This window comes from Amycolatopsis sp. NPDC000009 (genome assembly GCF_055563465.1).
The window spans coordinates 1-18950 of sequence record NZ_JBVHDI010000029.1; the positions used below are offsets into that span (position 1 = coordinate 1).

Sequence of the window (18950 nt, forward strand, 5' to 3'; positions counted from 1 at the left end):
AAAACCCACACCCACTACAACGAAAACACCGCCTGGGCCCACCACACCACCACCGCTTGACACACAAAACCCAGGGATGTCTTCACGGACTTCGGGCTCACTTTCGCCAGAACTTGATCCCGCTCCAGGTCACCTTGACCGGCCCGGCGCCGCTGGCCGTCCGATAGGCGCCGAACTTGTCGTAGTAGCTCCCGCCGCTGCTGCTCACCGTCTGCTTCAGCGAACCGTTGATGTACACCTTGTGCGTACTCCCGACCTGGTGCACGGTGTTGACCCGCACGGACGTCCCGACGGTCGCCCCGCTCCCCAGGGTGTCCCCGCCGTGGACGGCGTAAAGCCGCCCGCCGCGTTCGACCGCGAGCATGAAGTACGGCCCGGCGGTCGGCGCGTCGCGGAAGGTCTGCTTCAGGCTGATCCGGGAGCCCGCCATGCTGGTGATCCGGAACGATCCCTCGAACTGCCGGGTCCCGCCGGTGTAGGTGACGTAGCGCCGTTCCGCCCGCTGATCCCCGCTTCCGGTGGAACAGGTCAGCTGGAAGTTCAGCCCGTCGACGGTGCCACAGCCGCGTTCCTGGACCTTGAACGACGGGTTCTCCGCCGTCCACGGCCCGGTGCCGACCTGCGCGTTCGCCGGCGTCGCCGACGCGATCAGGCCGAGCACGGCCGCCGCGACCACCCCGGCGGTCCGAAGTCGTCTCCGCATCCTGCCTCCTGCACATTCAGGGCGGCGGTGATGGTCCAGACCAGGACCAGGCTGCGACTGTACGAGCGCGGACCGTCATCGGACAAGACGTTGACGCCCCGGCGTCCCGCTGATTGGGTAACGACGGTGATCCTCTCCATGACGGTCCTCGAAGGACTGGCGGCCGGGACGATCGACCTGACCTTCCGGCGCTGGTCGAAACAGAACGTCCACCCGGGCGACGTGCTGCGCCTGGAGGCCGGGGTGATCGAGGTCGTCTCGGTCGAGATCGTCGACCCCGCCGCCATCACCGACGCCGACGCCCGCCGGTCCGGCGCGGAGTCGGCGAACGCGGTGCGGGGCACGCTGCGTGGCCCAGCGGACGCCTCGGTGTACCGCATCGGCCTGCGCCACCTCGGCCCCGATCCCCGGCGCGCGCTCAGCGCGGACGCCGAACTGTCCGAAAAGGACGTCGAGCAAATCCGGCGCCGACTGTCCAATATGGACAGACGACGCCCGTGGACACACGAGACCTTGCGCCTCGTCCACGACAATCCCGGACGCCGCGCGCAGGAGCTCGCCGACCTCCTCGGCCGCGAGAAGGATCCGCTGAAGGTCGACATCCGCAAGCTCAAGAACCTCGGCCTGACGCTCAGCCTCGAGGTCGGTTACCGGATCTCCCCGCGAGGCGCGGCCTACCTACGTCTCAGCGAGGATCCCGGTAGAACGCGCTGAGTTCCGGTGCGAGCCGCTCCGGCGCGACACTGTGGAACTCGCCGTCCAGCCCGACCTGAAGCGCCCCCGGAATCACCTTCGCGGTGACGAGCGCGGCGGTCTTCAGCCAGTCCGTACTGCCATTGCTGTTCACCACGAGGACGGGCGTCGCGATCGACGTCAGCTCGCCAGGAACCTTGGCGTCCCGCATCACGAAGGCGTCGTAAACGAGCGTTGGCGCGAACGAACGCAGTTCGGCCCACACCGGCGTCTCCTTGGCCTCCGCCACGGCCTCCTCCGGAGCACCGACCGCGGACATCATGAACAAGGCGACGGCGTCGTCCCACCGGTCCGCCGCGACCAGCTCGCGCATCTCCTCGGCGTATCCCTCGGGAACCTCTTCCGATTCACCGCGACAAGGCGGCTCGAAGACCGACAACCGGGCCATCGGCACTCCCGCCGCGGCGGCGAGGAGGGCTAGCGCACCCCCGGAAGAGATGCCGTGCACGATCGCCGGCTCGCCGAGCGCGGCGACGACCGCGGCCAAGTCCTCGATCTCGCGCTCGACCGCGTACGGCGCGGTGTCCCCGCTGTCGCCGCGGCCCCGCCGGTCGTAGGTCACCACGGAGAACTCGGCCGTCAGCTCCGCGACCAGCGGTTCGTCACCGTGCCGGTCGTTACCCGCGCCGGCGACGACGACCACGACCGGCCCCGCGCCACGTCGTTCGAACACGATCGATGTCCCGTCGGCGGACTTCGCGATGTGGATCACGTGAATCATCCTGCCGCTCGAACACCCGTTCGACAACCGAGCGGAACCGGGGTAGGTTCGATTGTCATGACCCCCGCGCTTCAAGCCTCGTTGTTCGACGAGTGCGCCACGCTCGGGCTGGGCTCGCTCGAAGGGCTCCGGCGAACCGAGCTGACCCGTGGCGCCTGGATCGACGTGCTCCCCGGCTGGCTCACCGGCGCGGACGAACTGTTCACCCGGCTCGCCGAAGACGTGCCATGGCATGCCGAGAGACGGCAGATGTACGACCGCGTCGTCGCCGTCCCCCGGCTGCTGAGCCACTACCGCGAAGGCATGCCGCTCCCCCACCCGATCCTCACGGAGGCGAGGGAGACGCTCTCCGCGCACTACGCGGACGAGCTCGGCGAGCCGTTCGTGACCTCCGGCCTGTGCTTCTACCGGGACGGGCGCGACAGCGTCGCCTGGCACGGCGACGACACCGGCCGGTCCCGCACCGAAGACACCATGGTCGCGATCGTCTCGGTCGGCGCCGCCCGCCAGCTGGCCCTGCGGCCGCGTGGCGGGGGCGAGACCGTCCGGCACGCCCTCGGCCACGGAGACCTGATCGTCATGGGCGGCAGCTGCCAGCGCACCTGGGAACACGCCGTCCCCAAGACCGCCAAACCGGTCGGGCCGAGGATCAGCGTCCAGTTCCGCCCGAGAGGAGTCGCCTGAGGATCAGTCCAGCAGCACGGGCAACGCGTCGACGCCGTAGACGATCGAGACCTTCCGGAAGCCGACGGCGTCCGGTTCGATCGCCAGCCGCATCTCCGGGAACCGGCGTACCAGCGCGGGATACGCGGTGCGCAGTTCCATCCTGGCCAGTTCGGCACCGATGCACCGGTGGATGCCCCAGCCGAAGGCGAGGTGCGAGGTCGGCTCGCGGGTCGCGTCGAACTTCTCCATGTCCTCGCCGAGGTCGCCGTCACGGTTCGCGACGCTGAGCGAGACCAGCACGATGTCGCCCTTCGCGATCCGGACACCCGCGACCTCCATGTCCTCCTTGGCGAAACGCGGGAAGGCCATCTGCACGACGGTCAGGTACCGCAGCAGTTCCTCGACGAACTTGTGGACGGCGCCGTCGTCGCCGCGGACGGTCTCGAACAGCGAGCGGTCCTTGAGCAGCACGAGCGCGCCGAGCGCGATCATGCTCGCCGTGGTCTCCAGGCCGCCGGTGAGCACGCCGTCGGCGAGGCCGGCGAGTTCGCGGTCGTCGATCTCGTCGCCGTGCTCCTTGATGAGCATGCCGAGCAGGCCGTCGCCCGGGTTCTCGCGCTGCTTCTTGACGATCTCGTCCAGATAGGACAATGACTCGGTCATCGCCCCGAGCGACGCGCCCGCGCCGCCGAAGAGGTCGAACCGGGCGGTGCTCAGCCGCTGGAAATCGTCGCGGTCCTCGTACGGGACGCCCAGCAGTTCGCAGATCGTCAGCGACGGGATCGGCAGCGCGAAGGCCTCCCAAAGGTCGACGGGGCCGTCGGCCTTCGCCATCGCGTCGAGCTGGTCGGCGACGATCTCGTCGATCCGCGGCGCCAGCCGCGACAGCCGCCGCATGGTGAACTCGGGCGTGAGCAGACGCCGAAGCCGGGTGTGCACCGGCGGATCGGCGAACCCGAGCCCACCGGGGTTCTGGTCCTCGGTGACGCCCGCGTTCCCGACCAGGTTCGTGAAGTCGTTGCTGAACTCGCTCACCTTGCCGAGTACGGCCTTGGCCTCGTCGTAGCCGGTGACCAGCCAGCCGTTCATCCCGAACGGCAGGTCGAGCTTGCTGACCGGCTCCGTCGCGCGGATCCGGCCCAGCTCGGCCACCGGGTCGAGACCGTCGCGCTTGAGCGGCAGCAGCGCGTTGTCCGGGATGATCGACATCTTGGACAGGTCGAACCCGTTCTTCTGCTGTCGCGCGAGGTAGCGGCGGCCGATCCAAGCCAGCACGCGCGAGCGAATGCTCCCCATACCCCGCACCCTACTCCAGCCGCTGACCACCTGACCTGGCACAACAGACCGCCTTCGCCCGGCAGGGCGCACCACGGCCTCACCCCGCCGTCCCACTCGATTAGTCACGTCCAGAAAGTCGGTTCTCCCACGCCAGGGGTTCCCGGCAGCCGGGAGACGTCGGTCACCGTCGGTCACGACGAACCCGGGGTAACGCCTGACATCGGGCGCGCGTCGTGAGATTGTCGGACCTTACTGGGAGGATTCGGACATGTCAGCCGCGCTCATCGGACGCGACCACCCCGCGGGGGTTCTCCGCGGGGAGATCGCCCGCGCCGCCGAAAGCCACGGCGGGCTGGTGCTGGTCACCGGCGAGGCCGGGATCGGCAAGACCACGCTCGTCACCGGCGCCGCCGACGAGGCGAAACGTCTCGGCGCCCTGGTGCTCAACGGATCCTGCTGGGACTCGGCGAGCGCACCGGGCTATTGGCCGTGGACACAGGTGGTCCGCGGGTTGCGGCGCGCGGTCGGGCAGGGCCGCTGGGCCGCGATGGCCGACAGCGAATTGGACGTCCTGCTCGGTGAGGCGCGCGGCGACGGCGCGGCCGACGGGTTCCGGCTGTACGACGCCGTGACGAGCGTGCTGGTGGCCGCCTCCCAGGACCGGCCGATCGTGGTGGTGCTCGACGATCTGCACTGGGCCGACGCCGCGTCGCTGCGGTTGCTCGAATTCGCCGCGCAGCACACCTGGTTCGAGCGGCTACTGCTGATCGGCACGTACCGCGACGTCGAGGTCGAAGCGACCGATCACCCGCTTCGCGCGCTCATGATGCCGCTGCTCACGAAGGCCACTTCGGTCACTCTCACCGGCCTCGAACCGGACGAGGTCGGCGCGCTCATGACGAGGACCGCGGGCGCGGCACCCGACGACGCGCTGGTCGCCGAGGTCCACCGCCGCACCGGCGGCAATCCGTTCTTCGTCGAGCAGACGGCGCGGCTCTGGCACAGCGGCGGTTCCGCCGAGACCATCGCCCCCGGCGTGGCCGACGCCCTGCAGCGTCGGCTTTCCCTGCTCCCCCAGCCGGTCCTCGATCTGCTGACCACCGCGTCGGTGCTCGGCAGGGAGTTCCACCGCCGCCTGCTCGCGGGCGTGGCGGCGGCACCCGTTCCCCAGGTCGACCGGCTGCTCGACCAGGCCGTCGCGGCACGACTCGTGGTGGTGCAAGGACAAGGGCGCTTCGCCTTCGCCCACGATCTCGTCCGCGAAACGCTGTACGCGAGCCTCTCCGAGTCGGATCGCCGGAAGCAGCACACCGCCGTCGTCGCGGCCGTCCGCGAGACGCCGGCGTCCCGGGAGAGCCTCTTCCCCGCGGATCTGGCCCGCCACGCGCTGCTCGCCGGACGGGAACTCGATCCGGACGAGGCCATCGACCTGTTGCTGGCCGCCGCGATCGACGCCACCGGCCGGATGGCGATCGAGGAGACGACCACGCACTACCGGCGGGCGCTGGAGATCGCCGAGGACCGGCGGCGGCAGGCGGTCATCGCCCTCGAACTGGGCGCGCATCTGACCCGCCATCACGAGTCGGACGAGGGCAGACAGGTCCTCGACGAGGTCTCCGCGCTCATCCGTGAACTCGACGACGACGATCTCCTCGCCCGCCTGGCGCTGACCCTCGTCCGCGCCGATCACAAGAGCGTCCGGGTCGACGAGACGGTCAAGGTGCTCACCGAAGCGCACGCGCGGCTTTGCGGCCGCGAGCCCGGGCAGGAGCTCACCGTCGCGGAGATGACGCAGGAGCTCTCCGCGACCGTCATGATGACCGCCCGCGCCGACGAGGACGATTCCGCGCTGTTGTTCGGTTTGTGGGCACGGCACGACGCGATCTGGGGGCCCGGCAGCGCCGCGGAGCGGGAACGGCTCACCGACGAACTGGTCGCCGTCGGCCGCCGCACGGCGAATCCGGAATTGGAGCACTACGCGGCGTCCTTCAAGTGGGTGGCGCAGCTCGAACAGGGCGAGCCCCGGTATTTCGAGCAGTACCAGGAGTTTCTCGCGCTGGCGGCCACCGGCAGGGCGCCGAGCTCGCAGCTGGCGTCCCGGATCGATCAGAGCATCATCGCCACCCTCCAGGGCCGCTTCGCCGAAGCCGAGGCGTACATCCACCAGGTGATCTCGTGCCACGGCGGCGACGAGCATCCCCATTTCGCCGACCTGCACCAGCTGCAGCGGTGGATCCGGTGGTGCCTGGAGGGGCGGTTCGACGATCTCGCCGGGCTGCACCGCGAGATCTCGCGCAGCGGATACGTCTACGGCCGGATGCTGGAGGCGCTCACCGCGGCCCAGCGTGAGGACGTCGGGGAGGCCGTCCGGCTCACCGATCTCGCGGCCGACGTGAAGCCGTATCCTCGCGATCTGGAAGCGTTGTGGTTGCGCTGTCAGGCGCAGACGGCGGCGGTCTCACGCGATCCCGAACGCTGTGAAGCGGCCCGCGCGGCGCTCGCGCCCTACAGCGGGGAGTGGCTGGTTTCCTTGTACGGCTGCGAGATCTCCGGCCCGGTCGATCTCTGGCTCGGCAGGCTCGACCTGGCGCAGGAACGCTGGAACGACGCGGTGGACCGGCTGCGCGGTGCCGCGCTCTCCGCGGATCGCCTCCGGGCGCCGGTCTGGGCGGTCGAGGCCAAGTCCTGGCTGGTGAAGGCGCTGCTCGGCCGGAATCTCGAAGGCGACGCGGCGGCCGCGGCGGCCCTCCTGGCCGAAGTGACCGAAGAAGCCGCCGCGCTGGGCATGCGGCCGGTCGTGGCCAGGATGACGAAGGCGCGCGAGGAGACGCGGGCCCAGGCGGCGCCGAGGGCGGAGTTCCGTCGCGACGATGCCGTGTGGACCTTGCACTTCGACGGTGTCACCGCCCACCTTCCGGACTCGAAAGGCTTGCGGGACCTGCATTTCCTGCTCGGCAGGCCGGGTTCGGAGGTGACGGCGGTGCGGCTGCTCGATCCCGAAGGCGGCGAGGTGGTCGTCGCCGCGAAGAGCCTCGGCGGAGACGCCGTCCTCGACGACGAGGCGAAGGCCCGGTACCGCGCGCGGCTCGACGAACTGGACGAACTGATCGACACCGCGACCGGGACGGGCCAGGACGCGCGCGCCGCCGCGCTGGACCGTGAACGGGACGCGCTGCTCGCCGAACTGCGGTCCGCGGCCGGTCTCGGCGGCCGCACCCGGCGGCTCGGTGACGAGGCGGAACGTGCCCGCAAGACGGTGACCGCCCGGATCCGGGACACCCTGCGCAAACTCGACGAGCAGCATCCGGCGCTGGCCGCGCACCTGCGCGCGGCGGTCACCACCGGTTCCTCGTGCCGTTACGCCCCCGAGGACAAGGTCCCCTGGCGGCTCTGAGCCGCCTGATTTCCGGTACGAACCGGCCGGCACGCGTGACCAGAGGGACGACACACGCGCGGCCGGGTTCCGCCGCGAGCCGTCCGTCCAATCACGCGTGTCGTCCGCCTGATCACGCGTGTCGTCCATCCGGTCACGCGAACCCGCCGGCGGGGCGTGAGTGTTCCGGCTCGCCGGAACACTCACGCCCGCACGTCATTTGCGGTTGTAGAGCCGCATCGTCAAGGTGCCGAAGACCGCGAGGATCACCGCGCCGGCGATCAGCACCCAGGTGATCTCGCCGCCGTCCCAGTTGCCGTCCATCATCGAGCGGACCGCCGCGACCACGTGGGTCACCGGGTTGACGTCGACGAAGGCCTGCAGCCAGCCCGGCATCGTCTCCGGATTGACGTAGATGTTGCTGAGGAAGGTCAACGGGAACAGCACCATCATGCTGACCCCCATCACCGACTTCTCGCTGCGCAGCAGCAGGCCGAACATCGTCCAGATCCACGAGAACGCGAACGAGAACGCCAGCAGCAGGAGGATCGCGGCGGCCACGCCACCGACTCCGCCGGCGGGACGGAAGCCCATGATCAGCCCGATGCCGAGGATCACCAGCGACGCGATGAGATACCGCAGCATGTCGCCGAGCAGATAACCGACCATCGCCGACGGCCGCCAGATCGGCAGCGTGCGGAACCGGTCGAACACACCCTTCTCGATGTCGGTGTTCACCGAGATCCCGGTGTACATGGTGATCATCAGGATGCTGCTCGCCATGATGCCCGGCAGCAGGAACTGCAGGTACTGCGTCGGCGAGCCGGACAGCGCACCGCCGAACAGGTAGGTGAACATCAGCGTCATCATGATCGGGAACGCCGTGACGTCGAACAGCTGCTCCGGCACGTGCTTGATCTTCAGCATCGCGCGCCACCCGAAGGTGACCGAAGTCGACAGCGCGCTGGGGCGCTGAGGACGGTTCTTCGCGATCAGGACGGCGGCGAGATCCTCCGCCTTCGGTGCCGCCAGAACGGGTTCGTTGTCTTTGACTGCCGTGGTGCTCAAGCTGCACTCTCCTCGGGCGTGGCGGTGCGGTCGGTCAGGGCCAGGAAGACCTCGTCGAGGCTCGGCTGGCCGAGGGAGAAGGTGTCGACGACGATGCCGGCGCGCGCGAGCTCGGACAGTGCGCGCGCGGCGTGCTCGGCGGCGCCCTGTTCGGTGCTTTCGCCCGTGAGCCGCGCGGTGAGCGCGACCGGGTCCGGCTCCAGCAGCACCTGTGCCTCCAGGGCGCGGACGAGCAGCGCTTCGGCCTCGGCACGCTGGTCGGCCTCACGCAGCCGGACGTGGACCGCGCCGGCCCCGACAGACGCCTTCAGCTGCCCCTTGGTGCCTTCGGCGATCACCTTGCCGTGGTCGATGACCGCGATCCGGGACGCCAGCTGGTCGGCCTCGTCGAGGTACTGCGTGGTCAGCAGGACCGTGGTGCCGTGCTTGACGATCGCGCGCACGATGTCCCAGACCTGGTTGCGGCTGCGGGGATCGAGTCCCGTCGTCGGCTCGTCGAGGAAGAGCACGTCCGGGGTGTTGAGGATGCTCGCGGCGATGTCGATCCGCCGCCGCATCCCGCCGGAGTAGTTCTTCACCTGCCTGCCCGCGGCCTCGGTCAGGCCGAACGCCGCGAGCAGTTCCTCCGCCCGGGCGCGGGCGGCCGGTTTGCGGTGCCCGGTCAGCCTGCCGATCAGCACCAGGTTCTCGGTGCCGGTCAGGTCTTCGTCGACCGAGGCGTACTGCCCGGTCAGGCTCACCATGGACCGGACCGCGTCGGCATCCCGGACGACGTCCTTGCCGAAGACGCGCGCTTCTCCGCCGTTGGGGCGGAGCAGGGTCGCGAGCATCTTCACCGCGGTGGTCTTGCCGGCGCCGTTCGGCCCCAGGACGCCGTACACGGTGCCGGCCGGGACCTTCAGGTCGATCCCGTCGACCGCCCGGTTCTCCCCGAACACCTTGACCAGCCCCGAGGCTTCGATGGCCAGTTCACTCATTTTCGATTCCTTTCAGAAGCATTCAGCAGACGTAGGGGCGAGCGGCGCGCGCTTCGCGCAAAGCGAGGCCCCACCAGGCGAGCTCGTCGAGCAGGGTGGTCACGGCCTGTCCCTGCCCATCGCTGTCGAAGGGGGTGCCGTCCCGGGCGAAGGTGCCGTCGAGGAGGTTGAAGGCCACGGTGTCGCGCATGGTCACCGTGTGCAACTCGGTGAAGATCGTGCGCAGCTGCTCCACGGCGTAGAGCCCCTGCGAACGGTAGCCGTAGGAGACGAAACCGACCGGCTTCGCGCGCCACTCGTCATAGGCGCAGTCGATCGCCTGCTTGAGCGACGCCGGGAAACTGCGGTTGTACTCGGGTGTGACGACGACGAACGCCTCGGCCTCGTCGACCAGCCCCGCGAACCGCTTCATGTCGGACGTCGGATGCTCCGGCAGTCCCGCGGGCAGGTCGAAGTCGACCAGGTCGAGCACGTCGCTGACGAGGTCTTCCCGGTGTTCCGCCCGGCCGGTGAACCACTTGCCGACGGCCTCCCCCACCCGCCCCTCGCGGGTGCTTCCGATGATCACCGCGACCCGCAGCGGACTGGTGTCCATGACCGACCTCCTCTCGCTTCACCCCTTGGGCGCGAGAAAGCCGCCGGACATTCGCTAGATCGGATCTAGCGGACGCCCGGCGGCTCCGGTCGGTGATCTCGCTAGGCGTCCAGCGCGATCGCGATCGCGCCCAGCAGCGACGCGTCCTGGTCGAATTTCGCCGACACCAGTTCCGGCGGGAACGGCACGGCCTGGACGAGCCGCTCGCGCAGCGCGGGCAGCAGGATGTCCGCCGAGCGCACCAGCCCTCCGCCGACGGCGATGCGCTGCGGGTCGAGCGCGATGGCGAGGTTCGCGACGTGCATCGACAGTTCGTCGAGCGCCGCGCCGACCAGTTCCTTGGCCTGCGCGTTCTCCCTGGCGAGGCCGAACAGTTCGCCCGCGGTCACCGGGCGGCCGAGCAGCGCACTCGCCCGGCCGCCCAGCCCACGCCCACCGACGGCCTCTTCCAGCGGCGCCGCCCCGCCGGCGAACCCGTCGGTGTCCTGCGGCGAGAGAAGGTTGTACCCGATCTCCCCCGCAGCGCCGTTGGCACCGGCCAGCAGCCGGCCGCCGACCAGGACCGCCGCGGCGATCCCGGTCCCGAGCGAGAGGAACACCGCCGGATCGGTGTCCGCCAGCGCCCCCCATCGCCATTCCGCGAGCGCCGCCGCCTTGGCGTCGGTACCCACTTCGATCGGCACACCCTCGAACTCGGCCGCGACGAGTTCACGCAGCCGCAGTTCCTCCCACCCCGGCACGTTGGGCGCGAGCAGGATGCGGTCCTCCAGCACGATGCCCGGGCTGACGACGCCGATCGCGACGAGCCGGTCCGCGGCGCCTTCGTCGGCGAGCAGTTTCCGCGCCGCGGCGAGCGCGCGGCTCACCACCTGCTCGGCGCCCGCCTGCGCGTCGGTGTCCAGCCGCCGGGTGACCAGCAGGCTCCCGGCCCGGTCGGCCAGCCCGATCGCGACCTTCGTGCCGCCGAAGTCGATCCCCAGGATCAGGTCTTCCCCCGTCACTTCCCGTTCCCCTCTGCCGCCCCCGCGAACGCTTCCCGGATTCCCTTGGGCCCGAACGGCCACACGCGCTCCGCCTTGGCATAGGCGAGGAACGCCGCCACGCCGAGCACGATCCAGCCCACCGAGAGCCCGATCGAGAGCCAGGTGGCGGAGAAATAGATGTAGACCCACCCGAGCAGCGCGACGACCGTCGGGATCGGGTAGAGCCATTGGCGGTACGGCCGGTGCAGTTCCGGGCGTCGCCGCCGCAGCACCACGATCGCCGCGACCTGCGCGAGCGACTGGACGATCACCAGCACCGTCACCGCCGCGTTGATCACCGCGGTCAGCGTGAACAGCGAGCCGATCGCGGCGATGACGCCCATCGTCAGCACGCCGGCGGTGGGCAGGTTCAGTTTCGGGTGCAGTTTGGCGAACACCGGCAGGAACACCTTGTCGCGCGCCGCTTCGAACGGCACCCGCGAACCGCCGAGCAGACCGGCGAACACCGAACCGATCGCGGCGATCACGATGAACACGGTGACGACCTTGGCCGCGCCGGTGCCCCATGCCTGTTCCAGCACGGTGGAGGCGACCGAAGTGGCGTTCTTCAGTTCCTCCAGCGGGATCGAGCCGAGCACCCCGAGCTGCAGCAGGAAGTACAGGCTCATGATGCCGAGGATCGAGAAGATGATCGACCGCGGCAGTGTCCGGCCGGGGTCGCGCACCTCGCCGCCGAGGTAGGCACTGGTGTTGTAGCCGAGGTAGTCGTAGATGGCGATGATCAGGCCGGCGCCGAGCCCCGCCCAGAACGCGCCACCGTCGAACGAGAACGCGCCCGGTGTGAAGGCGAACGCTTGCGCGCCGTCGAAATGGGTGAAGGCCGCGACGATCACCGAGAGGGCGGCGAACAGCATGATCCCGAACAGGACGGTGGTCAGCTTCCCGATCTCGCCGATCTTGCGGAACAACGCCAGCACGATCAGGGCGATGACGCCGAGACCGATGACCTTGCCGAGCGCCGTCGTCCCGCCGTCGTCGGCCACCCCGGGGATCAGGTACCCCAGGTACTGGACGAGCCCGATGATGCCGGTGGACATGATCAGCGGGATGAACAGCACCGCGCTCCAGGCGAACAGGAACGGCAGGAGCCTGCCGGTGCGGGCGCCGAACGCCTCACGCAGATAGACGTAGGTGCCGCCGGCGCCGGGGAGGGCGGCGCCGAGTTCGGCCCAGATCAGGCCGTCGGCCAACGCGATGACCGCGCCGATGAGCCAGCCGAACATGGCCTGCGGACCGCCGAGGGTCACCACCATCGCGGGGATGGTGACGAACGGGCCGATCCCGCACATCTGGGTCATGTTGATGGCGGTCGCCTGGAGCGGCCCGATCTTCCGCTCGAGCCCCGGCCGCGGGGATGAACTCAAAACGCGCCTCCCTGTTAGTTAGTAAAGTTTCTTAACATAATTTCGGGCGTGTCGGAAGGCCGGTCCGCGAAGTTGTCGTGCTCCGGTCCACCCGGGATTGCCCGAAAGGGCGGATTCCCCAGGAATACGCCCGAACGGAGCAAGCCGGGACGTATCAGGGAGCCGTCGTTCCGCGTCCTTACCGAGAAGGACGTCTTCCCAGGGACGGTGAGGTCCATGAAACGGCTCTTCGGCACGGCACTGGCGATCGCCGCACTCGGGTTCGCGGCGGCCTGCGAAGGAACGTCCACGCCCCGCGACACGGCGCCGGGGGATCTGACGACGGAGACGGCGTCTTCCGAGGCGACTCCGACGGGGCCGGGCCGCACGGAGGACTCCCGTCCGCCCGGCGTCGTACCCGGGAGCCCGATCAGGTACAACAGCGACCTGCTCGGCACCGACCCCATCACCGCCAAGGGCGCGATCGAGCAGAACCTGGAGCGGCTCTGCGAGAGTCCCCGGCGGTGCGGGGTCTCGGTCTTGATCGCGGACAAGGAGGCGGGGAACTGCATCCGGAGCATCGGCCCGAATCCGGTCCGGCCCGGCAAGACGATCACGATCCGGGCCAGGGCGTGCGAGACCGAAAGCCCGGCTCCATCGGAGTCGGAAAGCGAGCAGCCGAGCGAAACCACCGGCGGATGACCATCCGGCGGCCACTACGGCGGGGGCTCCGCGCCCCCGCATCTCCGGAGCCCGAACCCGCGGCGGGCCCGGCGCACGCGCTCAAGCTGGTCGGCGCGGTCCTGGCCAACACGACCCTGCTCACCGCGCTGCTCTACTACTTCGGGCTCGTCTACACGCAGACGTACTTCGCCTACTTCCGCGTGCACTACACCCTGCTCGGCCAGACGCCGGACGAGATCTTCGGACGCGGCGTCGACGGAGTTCTCGTGCCCCTGACCGCCGTCGCGGGCGCGGCGCTGCTCTTCCTCGTCCTGACCAGGTTCCTGAAGATCCGCCTCGGCGAGGCTTCCTGGTCACGGCTGCTGCGGATCTGCTCCCCCGTCGCCGGCGTCCTCGGCCTCGCGCTGCTGGCCGTGACGACCGCGCTCGCGCTCGATCCGGAACCCCTTCGCGACCGTCCCGGCCTTCCGGGGGCCGGCTTCGCGCTCGGCGTCCTGATGGCGCTCTTCTCCTGGCGTCACTGGACCTCGCGCAGGACCGGAGGCACCCGGTCGAACGTCGCGGAACTGGTGACCGGGTACGCCCTGGTGAGCGTCGGCCTCTTCTGGGCGGTCGGCGACTACTCGGGAGCCGTCGGCACGAGCCGCGCCTACGAGGCGTCCGGGGTGATCCCGGCCAGGCCGGCCGCGACGTTGTACAGCGCGGAAAGCCTCAACCTCACCGCCGACGGTGTCGCGCAGGTGAAATGCGCCGACCCCGGATCGGCCTACAAGTACCGGTACACCGGACTGAAACTGCTGCTCCAGTCCAGTGGCCAGTACGTCTTCCTGCCCTCGAACTGGCGGGCCTCGACCGGCGTCGCGTTCGTGATCCCCAAGACCGACAGGCTGCGCCTGGAATTCGGGCCCTCCCGGTCGGTCCCGCCACCGGCCTGCTGACGCACGTCAGAGCAGGTGGCGCTCCAGCCACTCGGTGACCGCTTCGTCGACCAGCTTCGCGATCGGCAGCTGCGGCGCGGGATCGATACCCGGGTCTTCGGCGAGCGGGTGCGCGAGACCGGGAATCCTGCGCAACCGGACGTCGTCGGCCACGGAATACCGGGCCCGCAACGCGTCGACGAGTTCGTCGGCGTCCGCGCGGAACGTCGGGAAATCCTCTTCGCCGCTGACGACCAGCAGCGGAACCTGCGCGTCCCTGGCCGAGATTTCACCCGATCGTGCGACGAAGTCGAGCTGATCCGCGGCTTGGTTCGCCTCGCCGGTCCACGAATAGGGCTGTTCCAGCATGGTTTCCACCACACCGACCAGCGACCGCGCCCGGACGGCGGGGTTGACCAGCGCGGCGGCCCGCACCGGGATCTCCCTGGTGGCCAGGATCGTGAGCGCCACGGCACCACCGAGGGAACCGCCGACGACGGCCATCCGCGAGGTGTCGAAACCGAAGCGTTCCCGCAGCTCAGCCAGTGCGGCGGGGAATTCCAGCGCCGCCTGCCGGACGAACGGGTCGGCGTAGGCGAGCACCGCGTCCCGGACGGCCCGTTCGACCACCGCGTCCATGCTGCCGTCGACCATTCTCGCGCCGCACAACGGCATTCCGAGATACACCCGCCACGCGGGCACCCCGCCCAGCGGCAGCGCGGCCGCGAACGCCGCGTCGGTGCGGGGCGCGTCGATCATGTGCCAGGCGACGACCACCGGCGCGGGGCCGCTGACCTCGGCCGATGGCGGCAATACGGTGAACGGCACGCCCGCCGCCGTGCCCGTGACCGGTTCTCCCACCGCTGTCCTTCCTCGCGTGCTGTCGATCTCCACGATATCCAGGACGCGGCGGAGGCGGACCTCGTTCCGCCACAAGCGAAACAGTATGCCCGCGGAGTCACCCCGACGCGCCGCGGAGGTGGTTGCGGGCGATCGGCGGCGGCCGAATAGTGTTGCGGCCCGGCCCTTTGGAGGTGAACCGCCCGTGCCCGATGTCGACTACTACGAGGTGCTCGGCGTGGGCAAGGCCGCCTCGGTCAACGAGATCAAGACCGCGTACCGGCGGCTGGCGAAGTCGCATCACCCGGACACCGGCGGGTCGGCGCTCACCTTCCAGCTGGTCCGCGAGGCCTACGACACGCTCAGCGACCCGATGCGGCGCGCCGGCTACGACGCGGGCGGCCGCTCGGTGCGCGCCCCGATCCGGCCGCGCCCGCGGCGTCGCTTCGGCGAAGAACCGGGCTACGAGCCCGAGCCGGTCGTGATCGATCCGGACGACCTCGCATGGTGGGAATTCGCCGCGCAGGACGAACGCGTGCGGCACGGACGGCGGCGCGGCCCCGGGCACACCCCGGTGGTGGCCGCGGTCGGCGGGATGGTGCTGGTGCTGCTGCCGGTGCTGACCGGCGTCGGATTCTCGGCCCCCACGCTGATCGTCTGGCTGATCCTGACCGCCGGGACCGCCCTTCTCGTGCAACGGCTCGCGCGCGGCTATCTGGCGGCGTCCCGGGCCAAGACCCGGTTCGCCGCCGAATTCGGTGGGAAACGCGTGTTCGGCACCCCCGGCGTCGAAACCGACGAACTCGCGGAACGACTCACCGCCGACCTGCTCGAGCGTTATCTGACCCGGCTGCCCGGCGCCCGGATCTTCCACGGCCTCTCGTGGCCGGACTCGGTGTTCGCCGACGTCGACCACGCCGTGCTGTGCGGCAAGCGGCTCGTGCTCATCGAGTCGAAGCTGTGGCTGCCGGGGCACTACGAGACCGATGACGACGACCGCCTGCTGCGCAACGGCCGGGCCTTCCGCGGCGGCGGGAGCAGACTGAGCGAAAGTCTCGCCGAATACCGGCGGATCCTGCCGGGGGTCGCGCTGCGCGGGGCGATGATCGTGTACCCGAGCCGGACCGGGGAGATCACCACGGATCTCGAGGATCCCTCCCCCGCGCCGCCGATGACGCCGGAACAGTTCCTGCACGAGATCGGCGGGTGGCTGGCGGCGGAGCCGTCCACTGTGGACTCGGCGACGATGCGGGTGGTACGGGACCGGGTCGCCGGCGCGGTCTGAAGTACTTGGGCAAGGCAGGCGGCTCGACGTTGCGAGAGCCACTTTCGCAACCTTCGACGTTGCGAAAGTGGCTTTCGCAACGCGTTCGCCGGGTCCTGTCGACGCTCTCGTGTCGCGAAATGCATCGGGGCCAAAGCGCGTGAAGGCCCCCTTCCCTCGGCTCAGCCGAGGGAAGGGGGCCTTCACGCGCAATGAGAAGAACTACCGGACCGAGCGCTCCTTCTTGGCCCGCGCGGAACGGGTGCAGACCTCACCGACGTCGACCGTCTGGCCGCGGTCGATGTAGACGTCCGCCAGCCCGACGAGCTTGCCCTTCGGCGACGTACAGGTCAGCTGGTACGCCTCCTTGGGGCCGTAGGTCGGCGGGATCGGCGACTGGAACGACACACCGCCGGCCCAGTCGTCCACAGTGGACGGATTTGCCTGCGAGTAGTTGACCAGCACGGCCGTGTAGTCCCCGGCGGGCGGGTCGTACAGGATCGCGTGCTCTTCCGTGGTCGAACCGTTCGCCGACGACGACACCATGTTGCCCGCGGAGTCGAAGACGTACAGGTCCCAGTCCGTGTCCTGGCTGGCCCACTTGACGTCGACGCTGAACTTCCCGTTGTCGACCTTGGGGAGCCCGTCGACGTGGAACGTGAAGCTCTCCGAGGCCGGGTCGGTCGGGTAGTTCGTGTTGATCGCCGGGACTCCGGGCGGGTTGACGGCCTGGATCGCGGGCTGCGCCGGACCCTGCGGCTCGCGGCCGTAGCGGCCCGCGACGTAGGGCCGGGTCGACGGGTTGATCGACCACGCGAACCGGCCGCCGGTGGAGGACAGCGACGAGTTCAGGTCGTCGGTGACGTAGATCGGCGGCTTCGTCGAGCCGTCCGGCTGCACCACCGGCGACGTCGGCGTCTGGAAGGTCTTGTGCAGCTTCAGCTGGTAGCCCTTCGGCGCCGTACCGATCAGCGTCGAATGCGCCGCCGGGTCGGCGGTGTTGGCCAGCATGTCGATGAACGCGGCACGGTTGCCACCCTTGCCCGCACCGGCCGCGGGGGCGACACCGGTGTACTCGGCGACGACACCTTCGGCGAACGGCGGGTGGAACTCGTTCGGGCCGACCTCGAAGGTGAAGCCCCATCCACCGGTGGCCCAGTACGACCAGTCCTCGGTCGAGCCGGTCGTGTCGTAGAGCGCCCACGACGGCTGGCTGGTGTACCCGTTGCGCGAGGCCATCTTGTCACCGAGCGCCTTGTACGCCGGCTCGTCGAGCGGCGGGCGGACGGCGGCGACACCCGGGACACGCAGCACCAGGTTGGAGTAGGTGTGCAACGTGATCAGGTTGGTCACCTGGCGGTTGGACACGATCGAGCGGATGTTCTGGGTCTCGGGCTCGGAGAACGGGCCGGAACCCCGGAACGTGTCACTGCGCCACAGGGTCGACGCGCCGGCGCCGCCCCAGAAACCCGCGTAGTTGCGGTTCGGGTCGGTTCCGCGTTCACGACCGCCGGGATTGGCCTTGCAGACCCCGGTCGCGAACTCCTTGGGCGAGTCGTTGACATTGCAGTTCTTGCGCTTCATCTCGTAGTCGAACCGCGAGAAGTCACCCTTGGGCTCGGCCTCACGGGAGATTTCGAAACCGTCGGGGTTGACGATCGGCACGATGATGTTGCGCGTCCTGCCGACCAGGCCGCGGATCTCGGCGTTGCCGCCCGTGTAGCCCTTGACCAGCTCGTAGGCCCACTCCATGGCGTGCTCGCCCGCCGGCCACTCCCGGGCGTGGTGCACGCCCATGGTGAAGTTGACGGGTTTGCCGTCGGCGATGTTCTTGACGTCGCTCGCGACCTCGAGGCCGATGACGTCGCGGCCTTCCCAGGTCGGCTGCGGCAGTGTGAACGCCGTGACGAGCTTGGGGTTCTTGCGGGCCAGTTCCTTGACCTCGAACTGGTAGTCGTAGAGGTGCCGGTAGCTCGTACGCCCGGACGGCAGTGTGGAGCCCGGCGTCTTCGCGGCGTACTCACGGTCGGTCTTGGCGTTCTGGATCGACTTCGCCGAGAGGTCGGCCTCGACCACCTTCGACTTGAAGCCGTTGTCCGCCAGCGTCTTGCGATCGGCGTCGTTGGCGAGGACGACCTCGACGCCGGTGGCGTCGGCCTTCTCGGTGACGTCCAGGCCGAGCCGGAGCAGCTTGTCCTTGTCCTGCTTGCCCGGGGTCTCGACGCGGACCAGTTCGGCGCGCTGCGGCGCGTGCGCGGCACTGGTCGGTGTCCCCTGCGGCGTGAGGGCGAGGAAGTCGACCCCCAGCAGCGCGTCGCGCGACTTCCCGTCGTACCGGCAGGTCTGCACGACCAGCCGCTGGTCCTTCTTCACGAAGCCTTCGGCGAGTTCGTGGCTGCGCAACGCGGCGGACGCGGCGACCACGTCGCCGGTGGCCTTGTCGAAGACCGCGAGGTCCCAGTCGCCCTCGGCGCCACCGCGAGGCGCGATCCGCGCCTGCAGCAGACCGTCCACTGTGGACGTGAACTCGCGCCGGTCGGTGCCTGCCGCGCCCGGCTTCTGGAGCGCGGCGAAACAGGACCTCGCCACGGCCTGGTTGGCCCGGACCACGTTGTCCGCGGCCACCGCCGTCGTGGCCGACGGAAGTGCCACGAAGGTGCCGGCGAGCACCAGGGTCGCCGCCGTCCATCCCGCTCTTCGCCGGTTTGGTGAATACCCCACAGAC

General features: G+C 69.7%; 16 protein-coding genes. 6 read left to right on the plus strand and 10 right to left on the minus strand.

Going from position 1 to position 18950, the window contains the following annotated elements; all coding sequences use genetic code 11:
- Positions 1-97 precede the first annotated feature (97 nt).
- Entirely contained in the window at positions 98-703 is a 606-nt protein-coding gene (locus tag ACZ3HL_RS41205) for a hypothetical protein (protein ID WP_465537200.1), read from the minus strand.
- 138 nt (positions 704-841) lie between these two features.
- Here ACZ3HL_RS41205 and ACZ3HL_RS41210 point away from each other — a divergent pair, with 138 nt between their 5' ends.
- Positions 842-1417 carry a hypothetical protein gene (locus ACZ3HL_RS41210; protein WP_465537202.1) on the plus strand — a complete coding sequence of 192 codons (576 nt, stop codon included), beginning with the start codon at positions 842-844 and terminating at the stop codon, positions 1415-1417.
- Here ACZ3HL_RS41210 and ACZ3HL_RS41215 read toward each other — a convergent pair.
- Complete coding sequence (locus ACZ3HL_RS41215; protein WP_465537204.1) at positions 1389-2177, minus strand: alpha/beta fold hydrolase; 789 nt, start codon at positions 2175-2177, stop codon at positions 1389-1391. The two genes, ACZ3HL_RS41210 and ACZ3HL_RS41215, sit on opposite strands and share 29 nt — an antisense overlap.
- A 57-nt stretch (positions 2178-2234) precedes the next feature.
- Here ACZ3HL_RS41215 and ACZ3HL_RS41220 point away from each other — a divergent pair, with 57 nt between their 5' ends.
- Positions 2235-2861: an alpha-ketoglutarate-dependent dioxygenase AlkB gene (locus ACZ3HL_RS41220; protein WP_465412457.1), complete on the plus strand. Its 627-nt coding sequence runs from the start codon at positions 2235-2237 to the stop codon at positions 2859-2861.
- Positions 2862-2864: 3 nt separating this feature from the next.
- On the opposite strand, the gene ACZ3HL_RS41225 is transcribed toward ACZ3HL_RS41220, so the two are convergent.
- Positions 2865-4139: a cytochrome P450 gene (locus ACZ3HL_RS41225; protein WP_465412456.1), complete on the minus strand. Its 1275-nt coding sequence runs from the start codon at positions 4137-4139 to the stop codon at positions 2865-2867.
- 250 nt (positions 4140-4389) lie between these two features.
- On the opposite strand from ACZ3HL_RS41225, the gene ACZ3HL_RS41230 reads away from it, so the two are divergent.
- Positions 4390-7515, plus strand: coding sequence for an ATP-binding protein (locus tag ACZ3HL_RS41230; RefSeq protein ID WP_465537206.1), 3126 nt, complete (start codon positions 4390-4392; stop codon positions 7513-7515).
- A 195-nt stretch (positions 7516-7710) separates the two neighbouring features.
- On the opposite strand, the gene ACZ3HL_RS41235 is transcribed toward ACZ3HL_RS41230, so the two are convergent.
- From ACZ3HL_RS41235 to ACZ3HL_RS41255, 5 genes are all read right to left on the minus strand, one after another.
- Positions 7711-8562 carry an ABC transporter permease gene (locus ACZ3HL_RS41235; protein WP_465412455.1) on the minus strand — a complete coding sequence of 284 codons (852 nt, stop codon included), beginning with the start codon at positions 8560-8562 and terminating at the stop codon, positions 7711-7713.
- Positions 8559-9539, minus strand: a complete 981-nt coding sequence (locus tag ACZ3HL_RS41240) for an ATP-binding cassette domain-containing protein (protein ID WP_465412454.1) — start codon at positions 9537-9539, stop codon at positions 8559-8561. Before ACZ3HL_RS41240 ends, ACZ3HL_RS41235 begins: the two co-directional genes overlap by 4 nt.
- A 22-nt stretch (positions 9540-9561) precedes the next feature.
- Positions 9562-10134: an NADPH-dependent FMN reductase gene (locus ACZ3HL_RS41245; protein WP_465537208.1), complete on the minus strand. Its 573-nt coding sequence runs from the start codon at positions 10132-10134 to the stop codon at positions 9562-9564.
- A gap of 101 nt (positions 10135-10235) precedes the next feature.
- On the minus strand, positions 10236-11135 hold the full coding sequence (locus ACZ3HL_RS41250; RefSeq protein ID WP_465412452.1) for an ROK family protein: 900 nt from the start codon (positions 11133-11135) through the stop codon (positions 10236-10238).
- Positions 11132-12541 (minus strand): APC family permease, encoded by a 1410-nt coding sequence (locus ACZ3HL_RS41255; RefSeq protein ID WP_465412451.1) that lies wholly within the window; start codon positions 12539-12541, stop codon positions 11132-11134. The genes ACZ3HL_RS41250 and ACZ3HL_RS41255 overlap by 4 nt, the downstream gene beginning before the upstream one ends.
- Before the next feature lie 216 nt (positions 12542-12757).
- Here ACZ3HL_RS41255 and ACZ3HL_RS41260 point away from each other — a divergent pair, with 216 nt between their 5' ends.
- Positions 12758-13222: a hypothetical protein gene (locus tag ACZ3HL_RS41260; protein ID WP_465537210.1), complete on the plus strand. Its 465-nt coding sequence runs from the start codon at positions 12758-12760 to the stop codon at positions 13220-13222.
- On the plus strand, positions 13219-14142 hold the full coding sequence (locus tag ACZ3HL_RS41265) for a hypothetical protein (RefSeq protein WP_465537212.1): 924 nt from the start codon (positions 13219-13221) through the stop codon (positions 14140-14142). The genes ACZ3HL_RS41260 and ACZ3HL_RS41265 overlap by 4 nt, the downstream gene beginning before the upstream one ends.
- Before the next feature lie 6 nt (positions 14143-14148).
- Here the strand turns inward: ACZ3HL_RS41265 and ACZ3HL_RS41270 are convergent, their stop codons facing one another.
- Positions 14149-14982, minus strand: coding sequence for an alpha/beta hydrolase family protein (locus ACZ3HL_RS41270; RefSeq protein WP_465412448.1), 834 nt, complete (start codon positions 14980-14982; stop codon positions 14149-14151).
- A gap of 184 nt (positions 14983-15166) precedes the next feature.
- Here ACZ3HL_RS41270 and ACZ3HL_RS41275 point away from each other — a divergent pair, with 184 nt between their 5' ends.
- On the plus strand, positions 15167-16246 hold the full coding sequence (locus ACZ3HL_RS41275; RefSeq protein WP_465412447.1) for a J domain-containing protein: 1080 nt from the start codon (positions 15167-15169) through the stop codon (positions 16244-16246).
- 201 nt (positions 16247-16447) lie between these two features.
- Here ACZ3HL_RS41275 and ACZ3HL_RS41280 read toward each other — a convergent pair whose 3' ends face one another.
- Positions 16448-18946, minus strand: a complete 2499-nt coding sequence (locus ACZ3HL_RS41280; protein ID WP_465537215.1) for a M14 family zinc carboxypeptidase — start codon at positions 18944-18946, stop codon at positions 16448-16450.
- Positions 18947-18950 lie beyond the last annotated feature (4 nt).